The organism is Streptomyces sp. NPDC021012, from assembly GCF_044333355.1.
Lineage (GTDB): Bacteria > Actinomycetota > Actinomycetes > Streptomycetales > Streptomycetaceae > Streptomyces.
Genome location: NZ_JBIRQU010000003.1, coordinates 109,316 through 130,095, shown reverse-complemented (window position 1 = coordinate 130,095; position 20,780 = coordinate 109,316). Strand labels below are relative to the sequence as shown.

20 protein-coding genes and 1 riboswitch are annotated in these 20,780 nt (G+C 74.6%); of the genes, 6 read left to right on the top strand and 14 right to left on the bottom strand.

What is annotated here, in order from left to right; genetic code table 11:
* Positions 1 to 21: 21 nt before the first annotated feature.
* A complete protein-coding gene (locus ACH4TP_RS10375) occupies positions 22 to 627 on the top strand; it encodes a histidine phosphatase family protein (RefSeq protein ID WP_398436987.1) in 606 nt (201 codons plus the stop codon).
* Positions 628 to 681: 54 nt separating this feature from the next.
* Here the strand turns inward: ACH4TP_RS10375 and ACH4TP_RS10370 are convergent, their stop codons facing one another.
* From ACH4TP_RS10370 to ACH4TP_RS10360, 3 genes are all read right to left on the bottom strand, one after another.
* Positions 682 to 2,022 carry a diacylglycerol/lipid kinase family protein gene (locus ACH4TP_RS10370; protein ID WP_398436985.1) on the bottom strand — a complete coding sequence of 447 codons (1,341 nt, stop codon included), beginning with the start codon at positions 2,020 to 2,022 and terminating at the stop codon, positions 682 to 684.
* 242 nt (positions 2,023 to 2,264) lie between these two features.
* On the bottom strand, positions 2,265 to 2,414 hold the full coding sequence (locus ACH4TP_RS10365; protein WP_389232636.1) for a hypothetical protein: 150 nt from the start codon (positions 2,412 to 2,414) through the stop codon (positions 2,265 to 2,267).
* 94 nt (positions 2,415 to 2,508) lie between these two features.
* Positions 2,509 to 3,249, bottom strand: a complete 741-nt coding sequence (locus ACH4TP_RS10360; RefSeq protein WP_398436983.1) for a class I SAM-dependent methyltransferase — start codon at positions 3,247 to 3,249, stop codon at positions 2,509 to 2,511.
* A 245-nt stretch (positions 3,250 to 3,494) separates the two neighbouring features.
* Here ACH4TP_RS10360 and ACH4TP_RS10355 point away from each other — a divergent pair, with 245 nt between their 5' ends.
* Both ACH4TP_RS10355 and ACH4TP_RS10350 read left to right on the top strand, forming a co-directional pair.
* Positions 3,495 to 5,210: a sigma-70 family RNA polymerase sigma factor gene (locus ACH4TP_RS10355; RefSeq protein WP_398436980.1), complete on the top strand. Its 1,716-nt coding sequence runs from the start codon at positions 3,495 to 3,497 to the stop codon at positions 5,208 to 5,210.
* A 177-nt stretch (positions 5,211 to 5,387) separates the two neighbouring features.
* On the top strand, positions 5,388 to 7,343 hold the full coding sequence (locus tag ACH4TP_RS10350) for an APC family permease (protein WP_398436978.1): 1,956 nt from the start codon (positions 5,388 to 5,390) through the stop codon (positions 7,341 to 7,343).
* Positions 7,344 to 7,393: 50 nt separating this feature from the next.
* Here the strand turns inward: ACH4TP_RS10350 and ACH4TP_RS10345 are convergent, their stop codons facing one another.
* The 3 genes from ACH4TP_RS10345 to ACH4TP_RS10335 form a co-directional block, all read right to left on the bottom strand.
* A complete protein-coding gene (locus ACH4TP_RS10345) occupies positions 7,394 to 7,780 on the bottom strand; it encodes a VOC family protein (protein WP_398185449.1) in 387 nt (128 codons plus the stop codon).
* A gap of 141 nt (positions 7,781 to 7,921) precedes the next feature.
* Positions 7,922 to 9,004: a sugar ABC transporter permease gene (locus tag ACH4TP_RS10340; RefSeq protein ID WP_398436976.1), complete on the bottom strand. Its 1,083-nt coding sequence runs from the start codon at positions 9,002 to 9,004 to the stop codon at positions 7,922 to 7,924.
* Positions 8,997 to 10,124, bottom strand: coding sequence for an MFS transporter (locus ACH4TP_RS10335; RefSeq protein WP_398185978.1), 1,128 nt, complete (start codon positions 10,122 to 10,124; stop codon positions 8,997 to 8,999). The genes ACH4TP_RS10340 and ACH4TP_RS10335 overlap by 8 nt, the downstream gene beginning before the upstream one ends.
* A 352-nt stretch (positions 10,125 to 10,476) precedes the next feature.
* Here ACH4TP_RS10335 and ACH4TP_RS10330 point away from each other — a divergent pair, with 352 nt between their 5' ends.
* Both ACH4TP_RS10330 and ACH4TP_RS10325 read left to right on the top strand, forming a co-directional pair.
* Positions 10,477 to 11,160 (top strand): hypothetical protein, encoded by a 684-nt coding sequence (locus ACH4TP_RS10330; protein ID WP_398436975.1) that lies wholly within the window; start codon positions 10,477 to 10,479, stop codon positions 11,158 to 11,160.
* Between the two features lie 132 nt (positions 11,161 to 11,292).
* Entirely contained in the window at positions 11,293 to 11,988 is a 696-nt protein-coding gene (locus tag ACH4TP_RS10325) for a sigma-70 family RNA polymerase sigma factor (RefSeq protein WP_398436973.1), read from the top strand.
* A gap of 82 nt (positions 11,989 to 12,070) precedes the next feature.
* Here ACH4TP_RS10325 and ACH4TP_RS10320 read toward each other — a convergent pair whose 3' ends face one another.
* On the bottom strand, positions 12,071 to 13,579 hold the full coding sequence (locus ACH4TP_RS10320; RefSeq protein WP_398436971.1) for an MFS transporter: 1,509 nt from the start codon (positions 13,577 to 13,579) through the stop codon (positions 12,071 to 12,073).
* 138 nt (positions 13,580 to 13,717) lie between these two features.
* Between ACH4TP_RS10320 and ACH4TP_RS10315 the strand changes: the two genes are divergently transcribed.
* Entirely contained in the window at positions 13,718 to 14,443 is a 726-nt protein-coding gene (locus ACH4TP_RS10315) for a TetR/AcrR family transcriptional regulator C-terminal domain-containing protein (RefSeq protein WP_398185461.1), read from the top strand.
* On the opposite strand, the gene ACH4TP_RS10310 is transcribed toward ACH4TP_RS10315, so the two are convergent.
* The 7 genes from ACH4TP_RS10310 to ACH4TP_RS10280 all read right to left on the bottom strand — a co-directional run bounded on the left by ACH4TP_RS10310 (position 14,392) and on the right by ACH4TP_RS10280 (position 20,718).
* Positions 14,392 to 15,930, bottom strand: coding sequence for an MFS transporter (locus tag ACH4TP_RS10310; RefSeq protein WP_398436969.1), 1,539 nt, complete (start codon positions 15,928 to 15,930; stop codon positions 14,392 to 14,394). The two genes, ACH4TP_RS10315 and ACH4TP_RS10310, sit on opposite strands and share 52 nt — an antisense overlap.
* Before the next feature lie 90 nt (positions 15,931 to 16,020).
* Complete coding sequence (locus ACH4TP_RS10305; protein ID WP_389232612.1) at positions 16,021 to 16,380, bottom strand: ArsR/SmtB family transcription factor; 360 nt, start codon at positions 16,378 to 16,380, stop codon at positions 16,021 to 16,023.
* On the bottom strand, positions 16,365 to 17,168 hold the full coding sequence (locus tag ACH4TP_RS10300; RefSeq protein WP_389232609.1) for an ABC transporter ATP-binding protein: 804 nt from the start codon (positions 17,166 to 17,168) through the stop codon (positions 16,365 to 16,367). The genes ACH4TP_RS10305 and ACH4TP_RS10300 overlap by 16 nt, the downstream gene beginning before the upstream one ends.
* Entirely contained in the window at positions 17,165 to 18,217 is a 1,053-nt protein-coding gene (locus ACH4TP_RS10295) for a FecCD family ABC transporter permease (RefSeq protein WP_398185466.1), read from the bottom strand. The genes ACH4TP_RS10300 and ACH4TP_RS10295 overlap by 4 nt, the downstream gene beginning before the upstream one ends.
* A complete protein-coding gene (locus ACH4TP_RS10290) occupies positions 18,214 to 19,266 on the bottom strand; it encodes an ABC transporter substrate-binding protein (RefSeq protein ID WP_398185469.1) in 1,053 nt (350 codons plus the stop codon). The genes ACH4TP_RS10295 and ACH4TP_RS10290 overlap by 4 nt, the downstream gene beginning before the upstream one ends.
* A gap of 86 nt (positions 19,267 to 19,352) precedes the next feature.
* Positions 19,353 to 19,478, bottom strand: a riboswitch (cobalamin riboswitch).
* A gap of 96 nt (positions 19,479 to 19,574) precedes the next feature.
* Positions 19,575 to 19,781 (bottom strand): cold-shock protein, encoded by a 207-nt coding sequence (locus ACH4TP_RS10285; protein ID WP_389232600.1) that lies wholly within the window; start codon positions 19,779 to 19,781, stop codon positions 19,575 to 19,577.
* Between the two features lie 193 nt (positions 19,782 to 19,974).
* Positions 19,975 to 20,718: a DJ-1/PfpI family protein gene (locus ACH4TP_RS10280; RefSeq protein WP_398436965.1), complete on the bottom strand. Its 744-nt coding sequence runs from the start codon at positions 20,716 to 20,718 to the stop codon at positions 19,975 to 19,977.
* Positions 20,719 to 20,780 lie beyond the last annotated feature (62 nt).

The following is a 20,780-nucleotide window of genomic DNA, read 5'->3' as shown; positions in this document are numbered from 1 at the left end:
ATCCGGAAGGAGCAGCGGGACATGGGAGACCTCCTTGTCGTCCGTCACGGCGAGACGGAGTGGAGCGCCTCCGGGCGGCACACCGGCCGTACCGATCTGCCGCTCACGCCGGACGGCGAGGCGGAGGCTCGGACGCTCGCGCCGTCCTTCGCGGGCCGGTCGTTCGCCTTCGTGCTGAGCAGTCCGCTGCGACGGGCCCGGCGCACGGCCGAGCTGGCCGGGCTGCGGGACGTCGAGACGGACGAGGACCTGCGCGAGTGGGACTACGGCGGGTACGAGGGGCTGACCACGGCCCGGATCCACGAGTCCCGGCCGGACTGGTCGCTCTGGCGCGACGGCGTGCCCCCGCACCCCGACGGGCGGCCGGGTGAGTCCGTCGAGGACGTGGGGCGGCGGGCCGACCGGGTCCTGGCGCGCGTCGCGCCGCTCCTCGCGGGCTCCGGGGAGGACGGTGTGGTGGTGGCGCACGCGCATCTGCTGCGGGTCCTCACCGCCCGGTACCTGGGCCTGCCGGCGTCCGACGGGCGGCTGTTCCTGCTGATGACGGCGACGGTCGGCCGGCTGTCGACGGAGCACGGGCTGCCGGTGGTCGCGGGCTGGAACCAGCGCCCCCTCCCCCGCGCCTGACGCCGGGGGCCGGGCTCAGCGGGCCCGGCCCGGCCGTGATCCGCCGGACAGGCCCTACGGCGACGCCTCCGCCGGCCGGTCCGCACGGCCGAACGCGAGGTCGAGGATCCGCCGCCACCGCACGGGCGGCACCGGTGCGGGGACACCCGGGCGGTCGCGCGGCACCAGGACCCGCAGGACTCGCGGGCGCAGCGTGCACACGACCGGGGTGGGCATCCGCAGCGCCTCGCCGTCGACCGCCACCGGGATGTCCTCCGCGTCGGCGACCGTCACCTCGACGCGGTGTGCGGTCAGGACGGTGAGGCCCGTGGACTGGGAACCCCGTACGGCCAGGTCGGCGGCCTGTGCCGCGTCCTCCACCCGGATCCCGAGCACCCCCAGTTCGCCGTCGTCGAGGCTGGACCGGCGGCCGCCGCCGCTCAGCTCGTCGGGCGAGACGTACGGGTTGTTGCTGACGAGCAGGGCCTGCTGGGACGAGAGCGGCGTGCCGTCGATCCGCGCGTCGAGCCGTGGTACGCCGTCGCCGAGCAGCAGGTCCGGCATGAGGGCCAGGGCCGTGCCCGCCTTGTCGTCGCGGTACTCGGGGCGCTGCACGACATCGGCGTAGACGCCGAAGGAGACGGTGTTGACGAAGGGCCGGCCGTCGACGTCGCCGAGGTCGATCCGGAGCTCCTCGCCGTCGGTCAGCGCGTCGAGGCACCGCGTCGGGTCGGAGCGGTCGAGACCGAGGTCCATGGCGAAGTGGTTGCGGGTGCCGGCGGAGATCACGAGGAACGGCAGGTCGTGCTCGGCGGCGACCGCCGCGACCAGCGCCTGGGTGCCGTCGCCGCCCGCGACGCCGAGCAGGTCGGCGCCCTCGGCCACGGCGTCGCGGGCCAGGGCGGCGACGTCGGCCGGGGCGGACGGGTCGAGCAGGATCACCCGGGCGCCGAGCTCCTCCGCCCGGTCGACGAGGCCGAAGCGGCCGACCTTCCCGCCCCCGGACTTCGGGTTCATGATCAGGACCGGTCGCTCCGGCCGGCGCGCCGCGACCGCCCGCGTCGGCCGGGGCGGCCGCGATCGGCGCAGCGCCGCCCGCGCGCAGGCCAGCGTCGCGGCCCAGCACAGGCAGAGGGCCAGCGCCATCGGCCACAGGCCTTCGTGGACGAAGAGGACGAGGACGCCGACGGGGGCGGCGACCGCGAGGAGCGCCCCGAGGAGGCGCACCGCGCCCCGGTGCGCGACGAACCACCAGATGCCGACGGCGCAGAGGACAAGACCGAGGAACCCCGCCCCGACCACCACCAGGCCGCCGTCGCCCAGCGCGAACAGGAGGGCGACCAGCGAACCGGCCGCCGCGAGCAGGGCCAGCCGCGCGAGCAGCCGCGCGGCCCCGCCTCCGTGCGTCCTGCCCATGGGGCCCCCTTCGTGGTGTCCGGCCGCGAGCACAGTCCGGGGTACCACCCTGCGCACGGCCCGGCCGGAAGGGCATCCCGGCCGGGCCGCACGGGTGACGCGACGGGGACCGGCGCCGCTACCTCCCCGCAGGTGTCAAGGGGACCCGCGCCGCGCCCTTCCCGCACGTGTCACGGGGACCCGCGCCGCGCCCTCCCCGCACGTGTCACGGGGGGACCCTCGCCGCTACCTCCCCGCAGGTGTCAGATGACGCCCTGCGCCTGCATGGCCTCCGCCACCTTCAGGAAGCCCGCCACGTTGGCGCCGAGCACGTAGTCGTCCGCGTCGGCGCCGAGCGGACGGGAGCGGCAGGACCCGACCACCGTAGGGGCGGGTGCGGGAGATCGGGTCACCAGGGTGCGCGTCCGGCGCCGGACGTCGGGCTCGGGAGCCGGACGTCCGGGGCCGGACCTCAGGTGTCAGGGGGCGGGCGTCAGGGGGCGGGCGTCAGGCGCGGCAGCGCAGCAGTTCGAAGGGCGGGTTGGCGAGGCAGTCCGCCCAGAAGTCCGCGCCGAACTCGCGGACGCCGGCCTCGGACACCTCCAGGGGGACCCAGGCCAGCTCGCCGAATCCGGCCGCCCGCAGCGAGTCCTCGTAGACCTCGCGTCGAGGGCAGGCGCCGACGAAGGAGATCGGCGGGTCGAGCAGCGCCGTGATCCGGACGCGCGGTCCCGTCTCGATCTCCTCCCCGGTCGCCTCGCAGAGGAAGCCGTACTTGGCCAGGGACGGCCCGTCGAAGCGGTAGTCGGGCTTCTGTGCGAGCACGAAGAACTCGCCGCCGGGGTTCAGGCTCCGGTGCACATGGCGGCACATCCGCTCCATGGCGGCGATGTCCGGCGCGTAGTTGAGCAGCTGGACCCCCAGCGCGATGTCGAAGCGCCGGTCGAGCTCGCGCAGCTCGGACACGTCGCCCACCTCGTACCGCACGCCCAGCGGCTCGCGCTCCTCGAAGCCCCGTGCCGCCGCGACCATCTCGCCCGAGATGTCGATGCCGAGCACCTCGGAGGCGCCGCGCCGCATGAACTCCCGGCTGTAGAAGCCGGTGCCGGAGGCGAGGTCGAGGACCGACCTGCCCTTCACGTCGCCGACGAGGCCCAGGAAGCTGGGCACCTCCCCGTACCGGGTCAACGGCAGGGACTTGAACCCCTCGAACGCCTCACCGATCTCGTCGTACTGCTGCACGCTCATCGCGCGGTCCTCCCCAGTGCTCGGTCGTGCCTGGTGATCCGTCATGCCCCGGCAGTCTTGCCGGAGCGGCACGGAACCTCGTACTGGCGGAAGCCACGAAGAGCGGGACGGCGCCCTGGCCTCCTCTACGGAGGACCGGAGGTTCCCGGATCTCCCCCGCGGATTCCTGTTATCCGGCCCCCTCCCCGTGATCTCCCCTCTGTCAGCGGTCGACGACAGCGGAAACGGGCAGGGTGACACGGAGCATGGGCGCACAGCACGGTACGGAACTGGTCAGGGCGGCACAGAGCGGAGACCCGCGGGCGCAGGACCGGCTCCTCGCGCTCCACCTGCCCCTCGTCTACAACATCGTGGGGCGGGCGATGAACGGTCACCACGACGTCGACGACGTGGTCCAGGAGACGATGCTGCGGGCGCTCGCGGGGCTCGGCGACCTGCGTTCCCCGGACAGCTTCAGGTCCTGGCTGGTCGCCATCACCATGAACGGCGTCCGCGGCCACTGGCACCGGCAGCAGCGGGCCGGCCTCCCCGCGGGCGGCCTCGACGACGCCCGTGAGATCGCGCAGCCGGGCGCCGACTTCGCGGAGCTCGCCGTGGTCCGGCTGAACCTGTCGGGGCAGCGGCGCGAGACCGCCGAGGCGAGCCGCTGGATGGAGCCGGACGACCGGGAGCTGCTCTCCCTCTGGTGGCTGGAATGCGCCGGTGAGCTGAGCCGCCACGAGGTGGCCTCCGCCCTCCAGCTGTCGCCGCAGCACACCGCCGTGCGGGTCCAGCGGATGAAGGACCGGCTGGAGGCCGCCCGGGTCGTCGTGCGGGCCCTGTCGCAGAACCCGCCGTGCCCCACCCTGCGGTACGAGACCGGGACCTGGGACGGCCGCCCGTCCGCCCTCTGGCGCAAGCGCATAGCCCGGCACGCGCGCGCGTGCGCCCACTGCGCCGGCCTGTGGAGCGGGCTCGTACCGGCGGAGGGCCTGCTCGCCGGGCTGCTCCTGGTGCCCCCGGCCGCGCTGCTCCTCGCGAACCTCCGGGAGCGGGCCGGCTTCGACGCCGTCGCGCCGGCAGGCACAGCGACAGCCACAGCGCCCGTGAACGCCGGGGCCCCCGTCGCGCGACACGGTGCCGGCGGCGGGGCCGGGTCAGCCGCCGGTCCCGGTGCCCGGAGCTCCCGTGCCGCCCGCCGGCGGCGCCGGCAGCGGCGGCAGGGCCGCAGGCGCGCCGTCCTCGCGGCGGGCCTGGCCGTGGTGGCCGTCACAGGCGGCACCTTCCTGCTGACCACCGGCCCTGACGAGGGGAAGGGTGCGGAGGCCGGCGGCACGACCCTCGCCGCGACCGCCGACGCCGGCCTGCCCGCCTCGCATACGACCGCCGCGCCCTCGGCGACCGCCTCCCCCTCGGCCACCCGTTCCCCGGCCACGCCTTCACCGACGGCGTCCACGTCCGCCCACAGGACCCCCGGACCTTCGCGCCCCACGCCGGCCACCTCCCGCACCTCGCCGCCGCCCCGGCCGACGCGTACGACCGCCCCCAAGGCCGCGCCCACCCCCACCCGCACGCAGGCGACGACCGGTTCCGGTTCCGGTTCCGGTTCGACCGCGCAGCAGGTGATCGGCCTGGTCAACCAGGAACGGGCCAAAGCGGGCTGCGGGCCGCTGACCGAGCACCCCCTGCTGACCAAGGCCGCCCAGGGGCATTCCGACGACATGGCCGCGCGGGACTTCTTCGACCACACCAACCCCGACGGCGACGGCCCCGGCGAGCGGATCACGGCCGCCGGCTACGCGTGGGCGTCGTACGGCGAGAACATCGCGAAGGGCCAGACCACCGCGGCGCAGGTGATGGATTCCTGGATGAACAGTCCCGGCCACCGGGCGAACATCCTGAACTGCGGGTTCAAGGAGATCGGCATCGGCCTCCACACCTCCGGCGGCCCCTACTGGACGCAGGCCTTCGGCAGCCGCTGAGGCCGGGGCCGGGGCCGGCGAGGGCCTCCGGTGTGACAAGTACGACGTCCGACAGGGGGATCTTGACGCTTCCCTGACGCGTGACCCCCCATCGGCGGCCCGACGTCTGCTTAGGCTTGCCCGGCCATCCGTACTGATGGCCGAAAGTCGACACCTACAGCACCCCAGGGACACCCGATGGCCACCACAAGCGACGCCCGCTCCGCCCGATTGCGCGCGTGGATGCTGGAAGGGCTGTCCGACATGGGCAAGGGCAAGCCCTCCCGGCCCAAGGAGACGGCGCCGGACGCCGGGCACCAGGGTCAGCGCTGGTGGCGGGTGATGTGCCTGACCGGTGTCGACTACTTCTCCACCCTCGGCTACCAGCCCGGCATCGCCGCCCTGGCCGCCGGGCTGCTCTCCCCCGTCGCCACGATCGTCCTCGTCATCGTCACCCTGGCCGGCGCCCTGCCCGTCTATCGCCGCGTGGCCGAAGAGAGCCCACGCGGCGAGGGCTCGATCGCGATGTTGTCGCGTCTGCTGTCCTTCTGGAAGGGCAAGCTCTTCGTTCTCACCCTGCTGGGCTTCGCCGCCACCGACTTCCTGATCACCATCACCCTGTCGGCGGCCGACGCCTCCACCCACCTGGTGGAGAACCCGCACCTGGAAGCGGCGCTGCACGACAAGCAGATGATCATCACGCTGGTGCTGATCGCGCTGCTCGGCGCGGTGTTCCTCAAGGGCTTCCTGGAGGCCATCGGCGTCGCCGTCGTCCTCGTCGGCGTCTACCTCGCGCTCAACGTGGTCGTCGTGATCACCGGCCTGTGGCACGTCCTGACCGAGGGCCACGTCGTCACCGACTGGACCGCCGCGCTGACGGCCGAGCACGGCAACGTCTTCGCCATGGTCGGCGTCGCCCTGATCGTCTTCCCCAAGCTCGCGCTCGGCCTGTCCGGCTTCGAGACCGGCGTCGCCGTCATGCCGCACGTGAAGGGCGACGAGGGCGACACCGAGGACAAGCCCACCGGCCGCATCCGCGACACCAAGAAGCTGCTCACGACCGCGGCGCTGATCATGAGCGTCTTCCTGATCTGCACCAGCTTCATCACCACCGTCCTCATCCCCGCCAAGGAGTTCGAGTCCGGCGGCAACGCCAACGGCCGCGCGCTCGCCTACCTGGCGCACGAGTACCTCGGCAACACCTTCGGCACCGTCTACGACGTCGCCACCATCGCCATCCTGTGGTTCGCCGGCGCCTCCGCCATGGCCGGTCTGCTCAACCTGATGCCGCGCTACCTGCCCAAGTACGGCATGGCCCCGCACTGGGCCCGCGCCGTGCGCCCCATGGTCATCGTCTTCACCCTGGTCGCCTTCCTCGTGACCTGGATCTTCGACGCCGACGTCGACGCCCAGGGCGGCGCCTACGCCACCGGCGTCCTCGTCCTTATCTGCTCCGCCGCCATCGCGGTGACCATCGCCGCCCGCAAGGCCGGCCAGCGCGGCTGGACGATCGGCTTCGGCGTCATCTCCGCCGTCTTCCTCTACACCACCGTCGTCAACGTCATCGAACGCCCGGACGGCGTGAAGATCGGTGCCTGCTTCATCGCCGGCATCATCCTGATCTCGCTGCTCTCCCGGCTCGGGCGGGCCTTCGAGCTGCGTGTCACCCACATCGAGCTCGACGAGATGGCGGAACGTTTCATCCAGGACATCTCCCGCCGCACCCCCCGCTTCATCGCCAACGAACCCGACAACCGGGACGTCGAGGAGTACCGGGCGAAGAAGGACCAGATCCGCGCCGACAACGACCTGCCCAGCACCGAGGACTTCGTCTTCGTCGAGGTCACGGTCACCGATCCCTCCGAGTTCGAGGCCGGTCTGACGGTGAAGGGCGAGGTGCTGCACGACCGTTTCCGGGTCCTGACCGTGGAATCCTCCTCCGTACCCAACGCCCTCGCGGCCCTGCTGCTGCACGCCCGCGACCTCACCGGCGTCCGCCCGCACATCTACTTCGAGTGGACCGAGGGCAACCCCTTCGCCAACTTCCTCCGCTTCTTCCTCTTCGGCCAGGGCGAGATCGCCCCCGTCACCCGTGAAGTCCTGCGCGAGGCGGAGCCCGACCGGGAGCGGCGCCCCCGCGTCCACGTCGGCTGACCGCCGGAAAGGGCGGCCGCCTCCCGCACCCGCGCCCGGCCGCCCGGCGCTCAGGGCAGCTGGACGATCTGGATCAGGTTGCCGCAGGTGTCGTCCAGCACCGCCGTGGTGACCGGGCCCGCCTCCGTCGGTTCCTGGGTGAAGCGGACGCCGAGGGCGCGCAGCCGCTCGTACTCGGCGCGGACGTCGTCCACGGCGAAGGAGGTGGCCGGGATGCCGTCCGCGAGGAGGGCCCTCGCGTACGCCTTGGCGGCGGGGTGCGCGTCGGGCTCCAGGAGCAGTTCGGTGCCGTCGGGGGCCTCCGGCGGGACGACCGTCAGCCAGCGGTAGTCGCCGAGGGGGACCTCCGTCTTCTTCACGAAGCCCAGCTTCTCGGTGTAGAAGCCGAGGGCCTTGTCCTGGTCGTCGACGAAGACACTGGTCACGTGGATCCGCATGGCGTTCTCCTCCGGGAGGTACGGCTCCGGGCCGCCGCGTCACGGCGGGCCCAGGGGGTTCGGGGTCGTCCGCGCCACGTAACCACCTGCCCGCTCGCGCCCGGCGACCCGACACGCCCCGCGTACGGCCCCTCCCGTGCTCTACACCCGCCCGAGGTCGACGTGGCCGCGCAGGGCCGCGAGACCGAGGGCCAGGAAGAAGTCGCCCCAGACGAGCGCGTGGCGGACGGCCGTGCCCGAGGCCGCGTCGTAGCAGCCGTCCCGGAGCATTCCGGCCGGGTGCGGCGTGCCGGGCGGGGTGAGGTGGGTCCGGGTCAGGTGGCGGAGGACGTCCTCGGCGCGCTCGCGGTACGCGGGGGCTTCCGGTCCGGGCAGCAGCGCCAGCTTCAGCAGGGCGACCGCGCCGATCGCGGCGGCCGAGGTGTCGAGCGGCCCGTCCGGGCGTCGGGCGAGGGCGGGCGGGACCAGGGGTCCGGTCAGGAACCCGCCCTGTTCCAGGAGCAGTTGCGCGGCCCCGCGCAGTCTCTCCGGTCGCCATGGCGGCGTCCGGGCGCGGAGCAGCGCGTCGGCGACGGCCAGCAGCAGCCATGCCTCGCCCCGGCTCCAGCCGACCTCCGGTTCGGGGCGGGCGTGCCAGCCGGACGCCTCGGTGAAATCCCAGGAAGGGGAGGGGCGTTCGGCAGTCGCGCCGCCGAGGCAGAGGTCGAGGTGGCGGTGGAGGTGACCCGCCGCCACCGCGTCTCCCCGGGCCCCGGCGGAGGCGAGGAGCGGTACGAGGCCGGGGACCCCGTCCGCGCGGGCGCGGGCCCGGGGGCCGCCGAGGGCCGCTCCCCAGGGGACGAGGCCGAGGGCCGGGTCGTACGCGGCGCGTACGGACCGCGCCGCCCGTGCGCGCAGGGCCTCGGCCTCCCCGTCGTCGCCGAGTGCCGTTCCGTACCAGAGGATCAGGCCCCGGGTCGCGGTGTCCGCCTCCGTCCAGGGCGCGAGGCGGGCCGTGCATGCGGCCGCCGCCGCGCGGTCGGCGGCCGTTCCCGTGTGGCGGGCCCGCAGCCAGAGCAGCCCGGCCCAGAACCCGCCCGCCCAGGAGCCCCGGCCGGTCGTGGTCCAGTGCCCGTCGGCGGGGTCCGCGTACAACGGGAACCGCTCCCCCACCTGCCGTGCCGTCTCACCGGCCCGCCGGAGCACCGCCTCCAGGGCCTCGTCGGCCCACCGGAGTTCACTCACGGCCCCTCCGGCGGCGGTCCCCGGTGGCCCAGGCGAGGGCGACCGCCCCGGCCACGGCGAACTCGGCGGCCACCAGGGCCCAGCCGGTCCCGTACCGGCCGCTCTCCGCGAGTCGCCCGAACAGCGGCGGCCCCAGGGCGAATCCGGCGAAGAACCCGGCGGCCACCCGCGCCGAGTCCCGCCCGGCCCGGCCCGGGGCGGAACGTTGCATGACGAGGACCATGGAGACGGCGTTGCCGGAGACCGCGAAGACGCCCACCGCGACGGCGGCCGCCCAGACCAGCGGTTTCGCGTACGGGGCGGCGGCCAGGAGCGCCGCCGCCCCCACCGCACCGGCCGCGAGCGCTCCCGGCAGCCACTCGGCGCGGCCCGGCACGGCGGCCCGCGACCATCCGATCCGGCCCGCGATGCCCGCCACGCCGAGCACGGCGATCAGCGCGCCCGCCACCGCCGGGCCCATGCCGAGGCGCTGGACGCCGAAGAGCACGAGGTACGTGTTCACGGACGCGATCCCGGCGCCCAGGAAGAGCGAGAACCCGGCCAGCCAGGCGACCGGCCCTCCTCCTGCCTCCCCCGCCCGCGTCGGTACCGCCGGCGGGTCCGTCACGGGGGCCGCCGGCAGCGCCCGCCACGCCCACGCCGCCGCGAGCAGCGCCGCGCCGGCCGCCACACCGACCGCGCCCCGCCAGCCGACGAGACCGGCGGCCGTCGCGAGCGGGAGTCCGGCGACGAAGGCCCCGAGCTGCACTCCGGACTGCTTCGTCCCGGTGACCGCGCCGCGCCGCGCGGCGGGCACGGCGGCCAGGATCGCCTTGTTGGTCGCCGGGTTGGCCAGCGCCTGCGGCACACCGCCGAGGGCGACGGCGGCGAGCAGCAGGCCCACGCCCGGGGCGGCGCCGATGAGTCCGAGCGCCACCGCCGAGAGCGCGAGCAGCGCGACCAGGGAGCGGCGCGGGCCGACCCGGTCGACGACGCGGCCGCCGACGGGCGAGAGCACGGCGGCCGTCCCGAACCCGACGGTCGTCGTCAGGCCCAACTCGGTCTCGGAGACGCCGAGTCGGTCGACGAGGCGGGGCCCGAGCGCGCCGAGGAGGTAGAGCTGCATCATCGAGAAGGCCATGGCGGTCGTGAGCAGCGCGGTCAGCCCCCGGCCGGTGCCGCCGCCTCGGCCCGGGGCACCGCCGCGCCCGGGCGGCGCCGCCGCTCTCCCGCTTCCCACACGCCTCCCCTTCCCGTTTCCCGTGGCGGCCGGGTCCAGGACTCCCCAGCCGTCGGCCTTCGACCTTCGTCCGAGGAAGTCGGCTCGCGGGGCGGGGGAGTTCCCGGGGCGGTCTTGTGGGACGCGCCACATCTCGCGTAGGCATGTGCGGGACAGGTCGAGGGGGCGGCCGTGGTCGTGCTGCCCGCCCGCATGCCTGCGGAAGGGGTGCAAGGATGGGCGCGCCATGACACCAGGCCGATGTTCCCGAGCCGTGCGGGCCGCGTTGTTCGCGGCCGTCTGCGTGCTGCTCGCGGCCATCGGCCACGTCCTCATGTCGGGCCGCGCCATGCCCGGCGGGACGCTGGGGGCGGCCTTCGCCGGAACGGCGGTGGCCGCGTGGGTACTCGGCGGGCGTGAACGCGGGCTCCTGGCCGTGACCTCCGCAGCCGTCGCCTTCCAGTCGGCGCTGCACCTGCTCTTCTCGCGGTCGCAGACGTCCGTCGCCGCACCGACGGCGGCTCACACGGCCATGGACCACGTCGGCATGGCCGGAATGACGATGAACCGCGCCGGCACAGGTCGCCTGACGATGGATCACATGGCCCTGGTACACGCCGCCATGGGCCACTCCGCCACGGGGCGGAGTGCCGCGCCCGCCGGCCACGACATGACGGACTTGACCTCCTCCGCCGGGATGCTCGCGGCCCACCTCCTCGCCGCGCTGCTCAGCGGCCTCTGGCTCGCGTACGGCGAGCGGGCCGTGTTCCGGCTGCTGCGCACCGTGCCCGCCCGGGTCTTCCGGCCCCTGCTGCTGCTCCTCGCGGTGCTGCCCGTGGCCGTGGACCGGCCGCGCGTCCGGCGTGCGCGGTCCGGCGGCGGGCGGGTTCCCCGGCGTCTCCTCCTCGCACGCGCGCTGCTCACCCGAGGGCCTCCCCGGGCGATCGCTGTCTTCTGACAGCCGGATCCCCGGGGGCGACGGGCCCGTTCCTCGCCCCGGGCATCGGCCTGCCCCGCGGCGGGTCGTACGACTCACCGGCGGCGCCCGGTCGGCGCGCCGGACCCCTCTTGCCCGTAAGGACCTTCGGCGATGACTCTTGCCCGGAACAACCCTGCCCACCACGACCTTGTGAACGCGCGCACAAGCTCCTCGCGCTCCCTGCCCTCGCCCGAGAGCGACGCGGCGACGACCCGTCTCGCGCTGGCCGCCCGGGACGGTTCCCCTTCCCAGGCCGATCTGTTCGTGCGGGCGCTGCACCGGGACGTCTGGCGGTACGTGGCGTACCTCAGCGCCGACCGGCAGGCGGCGGACGACCTCACCCAGGAGGTCTTCCTGCGGGCGCTCACCGCGCTGCCCCGGTTCGAGGGGCGTTCCTCCGCCCGCACCTGGCTGCTCTCCATCGCCCGCCGCACGGTCGTGGACAGCCTGCGGCGCGCGGCGGCCCGGCCCCGGCTCTCGGACCAGGACGACTGGCAGACGGCCGCCGAGCGGGCGCAGCCCTGCGGGCTCCCCGGCTTCGAGGACGGCATCGCCCTCGCGGAACTCCTCGCCGCGATCCCGGCGGAGCGCCGCGAGGCCTTCGTCCTGACCCAGCTCCTCGGCCTCTCCTACGCGGAGGCCGCCGAGGCCACCGGCTGCCCGGTCGGCACGATACGGTCCCGGGTCGCCCGGGCCCGCGCCTCCCTCGTCGCGGCCCTGACCGGCGGCGAGGAGCGGGATCCGGCCGGGGAGGAGGGCTCCGCGCCGAGCCACCGGCGGCCGCACACCCTGCCGGTCCTCGTCTGATCCGCTGGTCCTCAGGGCCTCGTGACGGAAGAGCCGGCGCCCTGGGGCGCCGGCTCTTCCGTCTCTTCCGCGGGTACGGGGGTCAGGCGGCGAGCGTCTTCTCCTCCGCCCCGTCGGCGGAGGCGGGCTCGGTCGCGGGCTTGGTGTCCCGCATGACCAGGGTGGCCAGGACGGCCGCCGCGAGGACTCCGACGGCGCTGATGGTGAAGGTGGTGGACATCGAGGAGGCGAAGGCCTCGCGGGCGGCGGCGATCAGTCCGGCGTCGCCCCGGGCGGCGGCCAGCGCGCCGCCGATGGACTGCTTGGCCCGCTCGGGGGCGTCGGCCGGCATCTCGGCGGCGAAGGTGCTGGTGAGGAGCGAGCCGAGGATGGCGATGCCGAGCGCGGTGCCGGCCTGCTGGATGGTGTCGTTGAGGGCGGAGCCGACGCCGGCCTTCTCCTCGGGGATGGTGCTCATCAGCGCGCCGACGGCGGCGGGCATCGCGAGCCCGGCGCCGAGGCCGAGCAGTCCGAGGGCGACGGCCGGGACGGTGAAGCCGGACTGCGCGTCGACGGTGGTGAGCAGGGCGAAGGCGCCGGCCATGACGAGCATCCCGGCGAGGATCAGGAGCCGGTTGCCGGTCTTCGCGGCGAGGCCGGCGCCGGCGCCGTTGCCGATGAGGGCGGCGACGGCGAGCGGCACGAAGGCGAGGCCGGCCTTGACGGGCGAGTAGCCGAGGACGAACTGCAGGTACTGGGTGAGGACGAGGAGCAGTCCGCCGTTGCCGATCTGCACGAGGGTCAGCGAGAGCGAACCGCCGCTGAAGTTGCGGTGCTTGAAGAGCACGAGCGGCACCATCGGCTCGGGGGTGACGTTCTCCCAGATCACGAATCCGGCGAGGGTGACGACGGCGACCGCGAGGGTGAGGAGCGAGCGGCCCTCGAAGGCGCCGTGCTGCGGGATCTCGATGATCCACCAGATGAGCGCGGTCATGCCGACGGCGGAGAGGACCGCGCCGAGCGGGTCGGGCTTCTGCCAGGGGCCCCTGGACTCGGGCATCAGGGTGAGGGCGGCGAGGATCGCGAGGGCGACGACCGGGACGTTGACGAAGAAGATCGAGTGCCAGGAGAAGTGGTCGATCAGGACGCCGCCGAGGACGGGGCTGCCGACGAGGCCGAGCATGGACACGGAGCCCCAGGCGGCCATGGCGCGGGGCCGCTCGTCCTCGTCGAAGACGGTGATGAGGATGGAGAGGGTCGAGGGCATGATCAGCGCGCCGCCGACGCCCATGGTGATGCGGGCGGCGATGACCTCGCCGGGGCTGGCGCAGACGGTGGCGGCGAGTGAGGCCGCGCCGAACAGCAGCAGGCCGAGGACCATGACCTTCCGGCGGCCGAAGCGGTCGCCGAGGCTTCCCGAGGTGAGCAGGAGTCCTGCGAAGACCAGGATGTAGGAGTCCAGGATCCACTGGATGTCCTGGGCGCTCGCGCCGATGTCCCCGGTCATGGAGGGGACGGCGACGGTGAGCGCCATGCTGTCGACGACCAGCACCAGGGTGCTGAGGCAGAGCACGACCAGGATCCACCAGCGGCGTGGGTTGCGGGTTTCCATCGGGAGTTCCCCCTCGGTTCTCGTCCGTCTTCCTTCGATGCGAACACTGTACGCAGCTGCGCACACTGTTCGCAACACTGGAGAGCTGTACGCTGGATGCGCACGACGTACGCAGTGGATGCGCAGTGAAGGAGGACCATGGCCGCCAAGGCGAACCCCGTCCCGTCCGTATGGGCCCGCGAGCAGTCCGCCCCCGATCAGCCCGCGCTCAGCCGGGCCGCGATCGTGCGCGAGGCGGTCGCCATGCTCGACGCCGACGGCATCGAGGCGCTCAGCATGCGCAAGCTCGGCGCCCGCCTGAACGCCGGCGCGACCTCCCTCTACCGCCACGTCGCCACCAAGGACGAGCTGATGGAGCTCGCCGTGGACGAGGTCGCGGGCGAGATCGTCGTCCCGCCCGCGGACAGCCCCTGGCGGGCCGCCGCCACCGAGGCGGCCGGGTCCTTCCGCGCGACGGCCCTGCGCCACCCCTGGCTCTCGTCGACCCTGGGGCAGGCGGGCCTCGCCTATCTGGGACCCAACCTGATGTCGTACTCGGAGCGGCTCGCCGCCCTGTTCACGGCCGCCGGCTTCCCCGACCCGAGCCGCGCGATCGACACCCTCCTGTCGTACGTCATCGGCATGAGCACCACGGAGGCCGCCTGGCTCTCCACGGTCGCCCGCTCCGGGGAGACCGAGGCCGGGTTCATCGCCCGGCTCATGCCCGCCGCGCAGCGGGCGGCGGCCGACCACGACCACCTCGCCGCCGCCTACGACGAGGCCGCCGCCCACGCGGTGGTCGACCCGGTCGCCATCCGGGACGCCAAGTTCGCCTACGGCCTGGACGTGGTCCTGGACGGTCTGGAGATGCGGCTCCCGCGCTGACCGGACGGCGTCGGCCACCGGCGGTGCAGCGCGTCGATGTGGTACGCGTGCGCGTGGCGCCCGCCGGACCCGGCCAGGTGCGGGTGCCCCGCCGGGAGTTCGGGGTGGACGTGCTCCAGCTCGGCCGGGTCCTCGCGGGGCCAGAGGTACGCCGCGCCCACGGCCCCGACCAGGGCGAGGGCGGCGAGCACGGCCGCCGAGACGGCGGGCCCCGCCCAGGCGGCGAGTCCGCCGGCGAGCGGGTAGGCGAGCATCCAGCAGGCGTGCGAGAGGGAGAACCGGGCCGCGAACGCGGCCGGCAGGTCGCCGCCGTCGGCCGAGCGGCGCACCACCCTGCCGCCGGGGGTGAGCACCGCGGAGCCCGCGGCCCCGACGACCAGCCAGACCGCGAGCAGCGCGGGCCAGGACCGGGCGCCGGTGGCGAGACCCACGGCGAGCAGCACGAGGGCCCCGGGCAGCACGAAGGCCGCCCGCACCATGACCGCACGGTCGTCCGCCCGGCCGAGGACGCGCGGCAGCAGCAGCGCCACGGCCATGGACCCGGCGCCGTACGCGCCGAGCGCGAACGGCACGTCCCCGGCGGGACGGCCGAGGGTGTCGCGGACCAGGAGCACGGTGTCGACCAGGACCACGGCCCCGGCCGCCGCGACGGCGAGGTCGAGGGCGAGGAGCGCGCGCAGGCGCGGGGTGGCGAGGACGAGCCGCACGCCGAAGGCCACCTTGGCGTACAGCCGACCGACGGCCGAGGCGGCACGGGAGCCCCGGCCCGCGCCGGTGGCCAGGACGGCACCCGAGCCCCGGCCCGCGCCGGCAGCCGGGACGACACCCGAGCCCCGGCTCGCCCCGGTGGCCGGGACGGCACCCGCGCCCCGGCCCGCCCCGGCAGCCCCGGCGGCCCCGGGATCCCCGTGCTCCGGCGGCGTCGGCAGGGTGGTCGTCCGTACGAGGAGGGCCGAGGCGAGGAAGCCCGTGGTCGTGCCGGCGAACAGCCAGTCGTACGGGACGACGGCCAGCAGCGCGGCGGCGAGTACCGGGCTGGCCAGGCTCTCCAGGTCGTAGGCGAGCCGGGAGAGCGAGAGGGCCTCGGTGTAGTCGCGTTCCCCGGGCAGCACCTGCGGGATCGTCGCCTGGAAGGCCGGGGTGAAGGTGGCGGAGGCGGCCTGGAGCAGGAGGATCAGGACGTACACCTGCCAGACCTGGGTGACGAACGGCAGGGCGAGCACGACCGTCGCCCGCGCCAGGTCCATGGAGACGAGGAGCGCGCGCCGGGGCACGCGGTCGGCGAGCGCGCCGGCGAGCGGGGCGATCGTCACGTACGCGGCCATCTTGAGGGCGAGGGCGGTGCCGAGCACGGCGGTGGCGTCGGCCCCGGCCAGGTCGTACGCGAGCAGGCTCAGCGCCACGGTCGCCAGGCCGGTGCCCGCGAGGGCGACGACCTGCGCGCAGAAGAGGCGCCGGTAGGTGCGGTTGCGCAGCACGGACAGCATGAGGACGCCCCCGGTCGGCGACGGCGGACGGCTGAGGTCTCCACCGTAGCCGACGCGTGCACGAGTGCGCACATGTTTACGCCGCTCGTCTCAGTCGTGCCAGGGCTCCCCGGTCACCTGGTGGTCGGCGCGGCTGATCGCCTCGACGACCAGGCGCTTCAGGTGCCCGTCCGGCATCGCGTACACGACCCGGCGGCCGTCCTTGCGGGTCGTGACGAGCCCGCCGAGGCGCAGCTTGGCGAGGTGCTGGCTGACGGCGGGCCGTGCGGCCCCGCAGGCCTCGGTGAGGGCGGTGACGTCGGCCTCGCCCCGGGTGAGCAGCCACACCAGATGGAGCCGGGTGGGGTCGGAGAGCAGACCGAACACCTCGGCCGCCGCCGTGAGTTCGCGTGCCCCCGGGGTCCGCTCGTGCGGGTGGGAGCGACCAGTGGCGTCTACGGGCTCGGACATGCGCCCACCGTACCGAGGAAGCGGATGTGCGGGCGCCCGTCGGGTCCCGGCCGGGTCACGGCGGCGCGGACCCCGTAGACCTCGGCGATCAGCTCCTCGGTGAGGACCTCCTCCGGCGGGCCGCCCGCCACCACCCGGCCCCGGGCGAGGACCACGAGCCGGTCGCAGTACATGGCCGCGAGGTTGAGGTCGTGGAGGGCGACGACGGCGGTGAGGCGGAGGTCCGCGACGAGGGCGAGGAGGTCCAGCTGGTGCTGGATGTCGAGGTGGTTGGTGGGTTCGTCGAGGAGGAGTTCGCGCGGTTCCTGGGCGAGGGCGCGGGCGATCTGGACGCGCTGGCGTTCGCCGCCGGAGAGGGTGCGCCAGGGCTGCCGGGCGCGGTCGGTGAGCCCGGTCCGTTCGAGGGCGGTGCGGACGGCGGTCTCGTCCGCCTCCGAGGGCGGGGTCCAGGCCCTGCGGTGCGGGATGCGGCCGAGGCGTACGACGTCGGCGACGGTCAGGTCGGTCTGGGTGTCGGCCTGCTGCTCGACCGTGGCGAGGCGCCGGGCGACCGCGCGGCGGCCGAGCCCGTCCAGCGGCTCGCCGTCGAGGGTGACGAACCCGGAGTCGGGGGCGAGGACGCCGGCGAGCAGGCGCAGCAGAGTGGACTTGCCCGAGCCGTTGGGCCCGAGCAGGCCGGTGACGGTGCCGGGGGCCAGGGTGAGGCTGACCCCGTCGAGGACGAGGGTGCCGCCGGCCGTGCGCGAGACCCGCTCGGCGCGGAGTCCGGCGTCTGCGGAAGGGCTCATCGCGCACTCCTGGTGCGGTACAGGACGAGGACGAAGGCCGGTACGCCGATCAGCGAGGTCACCACGCCCACCGGGACCTCCTGCGGTTCGAGGACCGTGCGGGCGAGCGTGTCGGCCCAGACGAGGAACACCGCCCCGGCCAGGGCGGTCACCGGCAGCAGGCGGGCGTGCCCGGGGCCGGCGAGCGCGCGGGCGGCATGCGGCAGGACGAGGCCGACGAAGCCGATCGCGCCGGCGGCGGAGACCAGGGCGGCCGTCAGGAGGGCGGTGACGCACAGCAGGACGAGCCGGGTCCGCGCGACGGCGACGCCGAGCGAGGCGGCGGCCTCCTCGCCGAAGGCGAAGGCGTCCAGGGTCCGCGCGTGCCCGCCGCAGATCAGCAGGGCCGCCACGAGGACGGCGAGGCACACCCGCACCTCGCTCCAGCCGGCCCCGGAGAGCGAGCCGAGCAGCCAGAAGAGGACGCCCCGGGTGGTCTCGGCGTCGGCGGCGGTCATCACGACGAAGGAGGTGAGGGCGGAGAAGAGCTGCATCGCGGCGACGCCGGCGAGGACCACCCGGTCCGTCGAGCCGCCGAGGGTGTGGCTCAGCAGCAGCACGAGCGCGAAGGAGACCACGGCCCCCAGGAACGCCCCGCCGGTGACGGAGAGGAGGCCGCCGCCGACACCGAGGACGACGACCGCGACCGCGCCGGTCGAGGCGCCGGAGGAGACGCCCAGGACGAAGGGGTCGGCGAGCGGGTTGCGCAGCAGCGACTGCATCACCGCCCCGCAGACGGCGAGTCCGGCGCCGCAGACGGCGGCGAGGAGGGTACGGGGCAGCCGCAGGTCCCAGACGATCCCGTCGCGGATCGGCGAGAGTTCGGAGGCGCCGCCGCCGAGGTGGGCGGCGACCACGGACCCGACCTCGCCGACGCCGATGTCCGCCGGGCCGATGGTGATGGCCACGGCCACGGACAGGCCGAGCAGGACGAGCCCGGCCACGGTCCACAGCAGCGCCGTGAGGCGTACCGGCCGGGCCGGCCGGGTTGCCAGGAGGGGCGTGCTCACTTCGCGAGACCGTACGAGCGGAGCGCGGCCGCCACCTTCTCGATGCCCTCGACGGTGCGGAGGGTGGGGTTGAGCGCCTGGCCGCTGAGCAGGACGTAGCGCTTGTGCTTCACGGCCGCCATGTTCCGGGTGACGGGGTCGGACTCCAGGAACTCGATCTTCTTGGCGGCGCTCTCGGCGGACTGCGCGCGGCGGGTCAGATCGCCGAGCACGAGGACGTCGGGGTCGCGGTCCGCGACGGTCTCCCAGTTGATCTGGGGCCACTCCTCGCGGGTGTCGTCGAAGACGTTCTTCGCCCCGAGCGCGTTCGTGACGATCCCGGGCGCTCCGCAACAGCCCGCCATGTAGGGCGACTTGGAGTCCGAGTACCAGTAGAGGACGGTGGCGTCGGTGAAGTCGGCCGCCGCCGTGGCCTTCGCCACCCGGGCCTTGAGCCCGGCCACGAGCTTCTCGCCGCGCTCGGGGACCGCGAACACCCGGGCCAGGTCGCGGATCTCGCCGTAGACGGTCTCCATGGTGAGGGGGCGGGTGCGGACGCCGTCGCCGTCGCCGCTGTTGTCCTTGCCGACGCAGTCGGTGGGCGAGAGGTACGTGGGGACGCCGAGCTGCTCGAAGCGCTCGCGGGGCGCCACTCCGCCCTTGCCGAGGGTGTACCCGAACGAGGCGGCCACGAAGTCGGGTTCGGTGTCGAGGACCTTCTCGAAGGAGGGGTAGCGGTCGGCCAGGCGCGGCACCTTCGCGTTCTCCCGCTCAAGTCCCTTGAGCACCGGGTCCGTCCAGGTCGCGGTGCCCACCATGCGGTCGGCGAGGCCGAGGGAGAGCATGATCTCCGCCGCCCCCTGGTCGAGGGCGACGGCCCGGCGCGGGGCGCGGTCGACGCGGACCGGCCGTCCGCAGTTCTCGTCGAGGGTGACGGGGTACCCGTGCTCGGGGGCGCTCTTCCCGGACGGCGCGGAGGACCCGCCTCCGCAGCCGGTCACCGTCGCGGTGAGGAGCAGGACGCCGGCCAGGGCGAGCACGGCGGAGCGGACGGGGTGTGCGAGCGGCACGGGAACTTCCTCTGCGGCCACGGCTCATACGCGGAGCCTGTCGTACGGTCCTCCCCGGGCGGCGGCGTGCCGCCGGGGCCGCCAGCAGGTCTTCGGACTCGGGGTCGGCCGGACGGGGCGCCTTCCCGGGCCCGTCGTGCCGCCCAGTGGCCGATGCTCCGCCCGTCGCCCTCACCGCTGCGCGTCAGTTCCGGTCTTCCACCGGATTCCCTGACCCGTGCACGTACCCGTTCAGGTGCGTACAAAGGTGCGACTGGCCTCGGCACAGTACCACCGGGCGGCGCCCCCGCCCCGGGGCCCGGTCCGTGTCAGACGCGCAGCTCCCTGGCCTCGAAGCGGCCGTCTCCGAGGACCAGGACGAAGGAGACCTGCTGCCCCTCGGAGACCGTCCGCGTCGCGCTCTCGATGTCCTCCGCGCGGAAGTACACCTGCTCCTCGGACCCCATGGGGACGACGAAGCCGTACCCGGCGAGACGGTTGAAGGAGTGCACGATCCCTTTGCTTCTGCCTTCCACGGCGGCCTCCTCGTCGTCGCCTCGGGGAGATGTCTCAGGGGAGATGTACCCCGCCCGGCCGCCTTTCGCCACCGCCGCCCTCCGGACGGCGCACCACCCTTAACGATCTAGTACAATGTTCAACAGAGGTCCGCTGCCGAAGATCCCCCGTTTCCGGCAGCGGGCCTCACCCTTTTCGCCCTCGCCCTTTTCGTCAGCGCGAGTCCGGCCGGACCCAGACCGTGCCGCGGGCCTCGTACTCCAGCATGGCCTCCAGGCCGTTCGCCGCCTCGGGGCCGAGCTCCCGGCGGACCAGCCAGAGGGCGAGCTCCAGGCCCGAGGTGACGCCGCCGGCGGTCACCAGGTCGCCGTCGTCCACCACGCGCGCGCCCTTCAGGACGCCGCCCTGCCGCTCCAGGTCCGGTCGGGCCTTGTGGTGGGTGGTGCAGGGGCGGCCCCGGGTGAGCCCGGCGGCCGAGAGCAGCATGACGCCGGTGCACAGGGCGCTGACGGTGAGCCCCGGCCGGACCGCCGCCGCGAGGGCGCGGGGCAGGACGCCCCGGTCGAGCTCGGCCCAGACGCCGGGGCTGTCCCGGCGCGCGTAGCCGCCGCCCGGCACGACGAGGAGGTCGGCCTCGCGCGGGGCCCAGGGGTGCTCGACGCGGACCTCGGTGCCGAAGGCGGCGGTGACGGTGCCGGGCCCGTCGACGGAGACGTACCGGACGTCCACCGGACGCTCGGAGAAGAACCCCGAGGCGGAGAGCACCTCGTAGGGGGCGGCGAAGTCGAGCTCCTCGACGCCGTCGAAGAGGACGAGGTGCACCCGGAGCGGGCGGCGCTCGGACGCGGCGGCGGCGGCCGTGGCGGCAGCGGTGGCGGTGGCGGTTCCCGTGACGCCCGCGAGGGCGCCCGTGGCGCCGAGGGCGGTGGTGGCGCGGAGCAGGTTGCGGCGGTTCATGGTTCTCCCCCAGGAGGTGGAAGGGCCCGACGGTTCTGTCACGTCGAGGCAGTCGGCCGCCG

Excerpts from the sequence above, each read along its gene's own strand:
- ACH4TP_RS10350 (WP_398436978.1), top strand. The coding sequence starts at position 5,388 with ATGGCCACCACAAGCGACGCCCGCTCCGCCCGATTGCGCGCGTGGATG.
- ACH4TP_RS10300 (WP_389232609.1), bottom strand. The coding sequence starts at position 17,168 with ATGAGCCCTTCCGCAGACGCCGGACTCCGCGCCGAGCGGGTCTCGCGC.
- ACH4TP_RS10370 (WP_398436985.1), bottom strand. The coding sequence starts at position 2,022 with ATGGGCAGGACGCACGGAGGCGGGGCCGCGCGGCTGCTCGCGCGGCTG.
- ACH4TP_RS10320 (WP_398436971.1), bottom strand. The coding sequence starts at position 13,579 with ATGGAAACCCGCAACCCACGCCGCTGGTGGATCCTGGTCGTGCTCTGC.
- ACH4TP_RS10345 (WP_398185449.1), bottom strand. The coding sequence starts at position 7,780 with ATGCGGATCCACGTGACCAGTGTCTTCGTCGACGACCAGGACAAGGCC.
- ACH4TP_RS10305 (WP_389232612.1), bottom strand. The coding sequence starts at position 16,380 with ATGTCCGAGCCCGTAGACGCCACTGGTCGCTCCCACCCGCACGAGCGG.
- ACH4TP_RS10315 (WP_398185461.1), top strand. The coding sequence starts at position 13,718 with ATGGCCGCCAAGGCGAACCCCGTCCCGTCCGTATGGGCCCGCGAGCAG.
- ACH4TP_RS10280 (WP_398436965.1), bottom strand. The coding sequence starts at position 20,718 with ATGAACCGCCGCAACCTGCTCCGCGCCACCACCGCCCTCGGCGCCACG.
- ACH4TP_RS10335 (WP_398185978.1), bottom strand. The coding sequence starts at position 10,124 with ATGGCCTTCTCGATGATGCAGCTCTACCTCCTCGGCGCGCTCGGGCCC.
- ACH4TP_RS10310 (WP_398436969.1), bottom strand. The coding sequence starts at position 15,930 with ATGCTGTCCGTGCTGCGCAACCGCACCTACCGGCGCCTCTTCTGCGCG.
- ACH4TP_RS10355 (WP_398436980.1), top strand. The coding sequence starts at position 3,495 with ATGGGCGCACAGCACGGTACGGAACTGGTCAGGGCGGCACAGAGCGGA.
- ACH4TP_RS10375 (WP_398436987.1), top strand. The coding sequence starts at position 22 with ATGGGAGACCTCCTTGTCGTCCGTCACGGCGAGACGGAGTGGAGCGCC.
- ACH4TP_RS10360 (WP_398436983.1), bottom strand. The coding sequence starts at position 3,249 with ATGAGCGTGCAGCAGTACGACGAGATCGGTGAGGCGTTCGAGGGGTTC.
- ACH4TP_RS10325 (WP_398436973.1), top strand. The coding sequence starts at position 11,293 with ATGACTCTTGCCCGGAACAACCCTGCCCACCACGACCTTGTGAACGCG.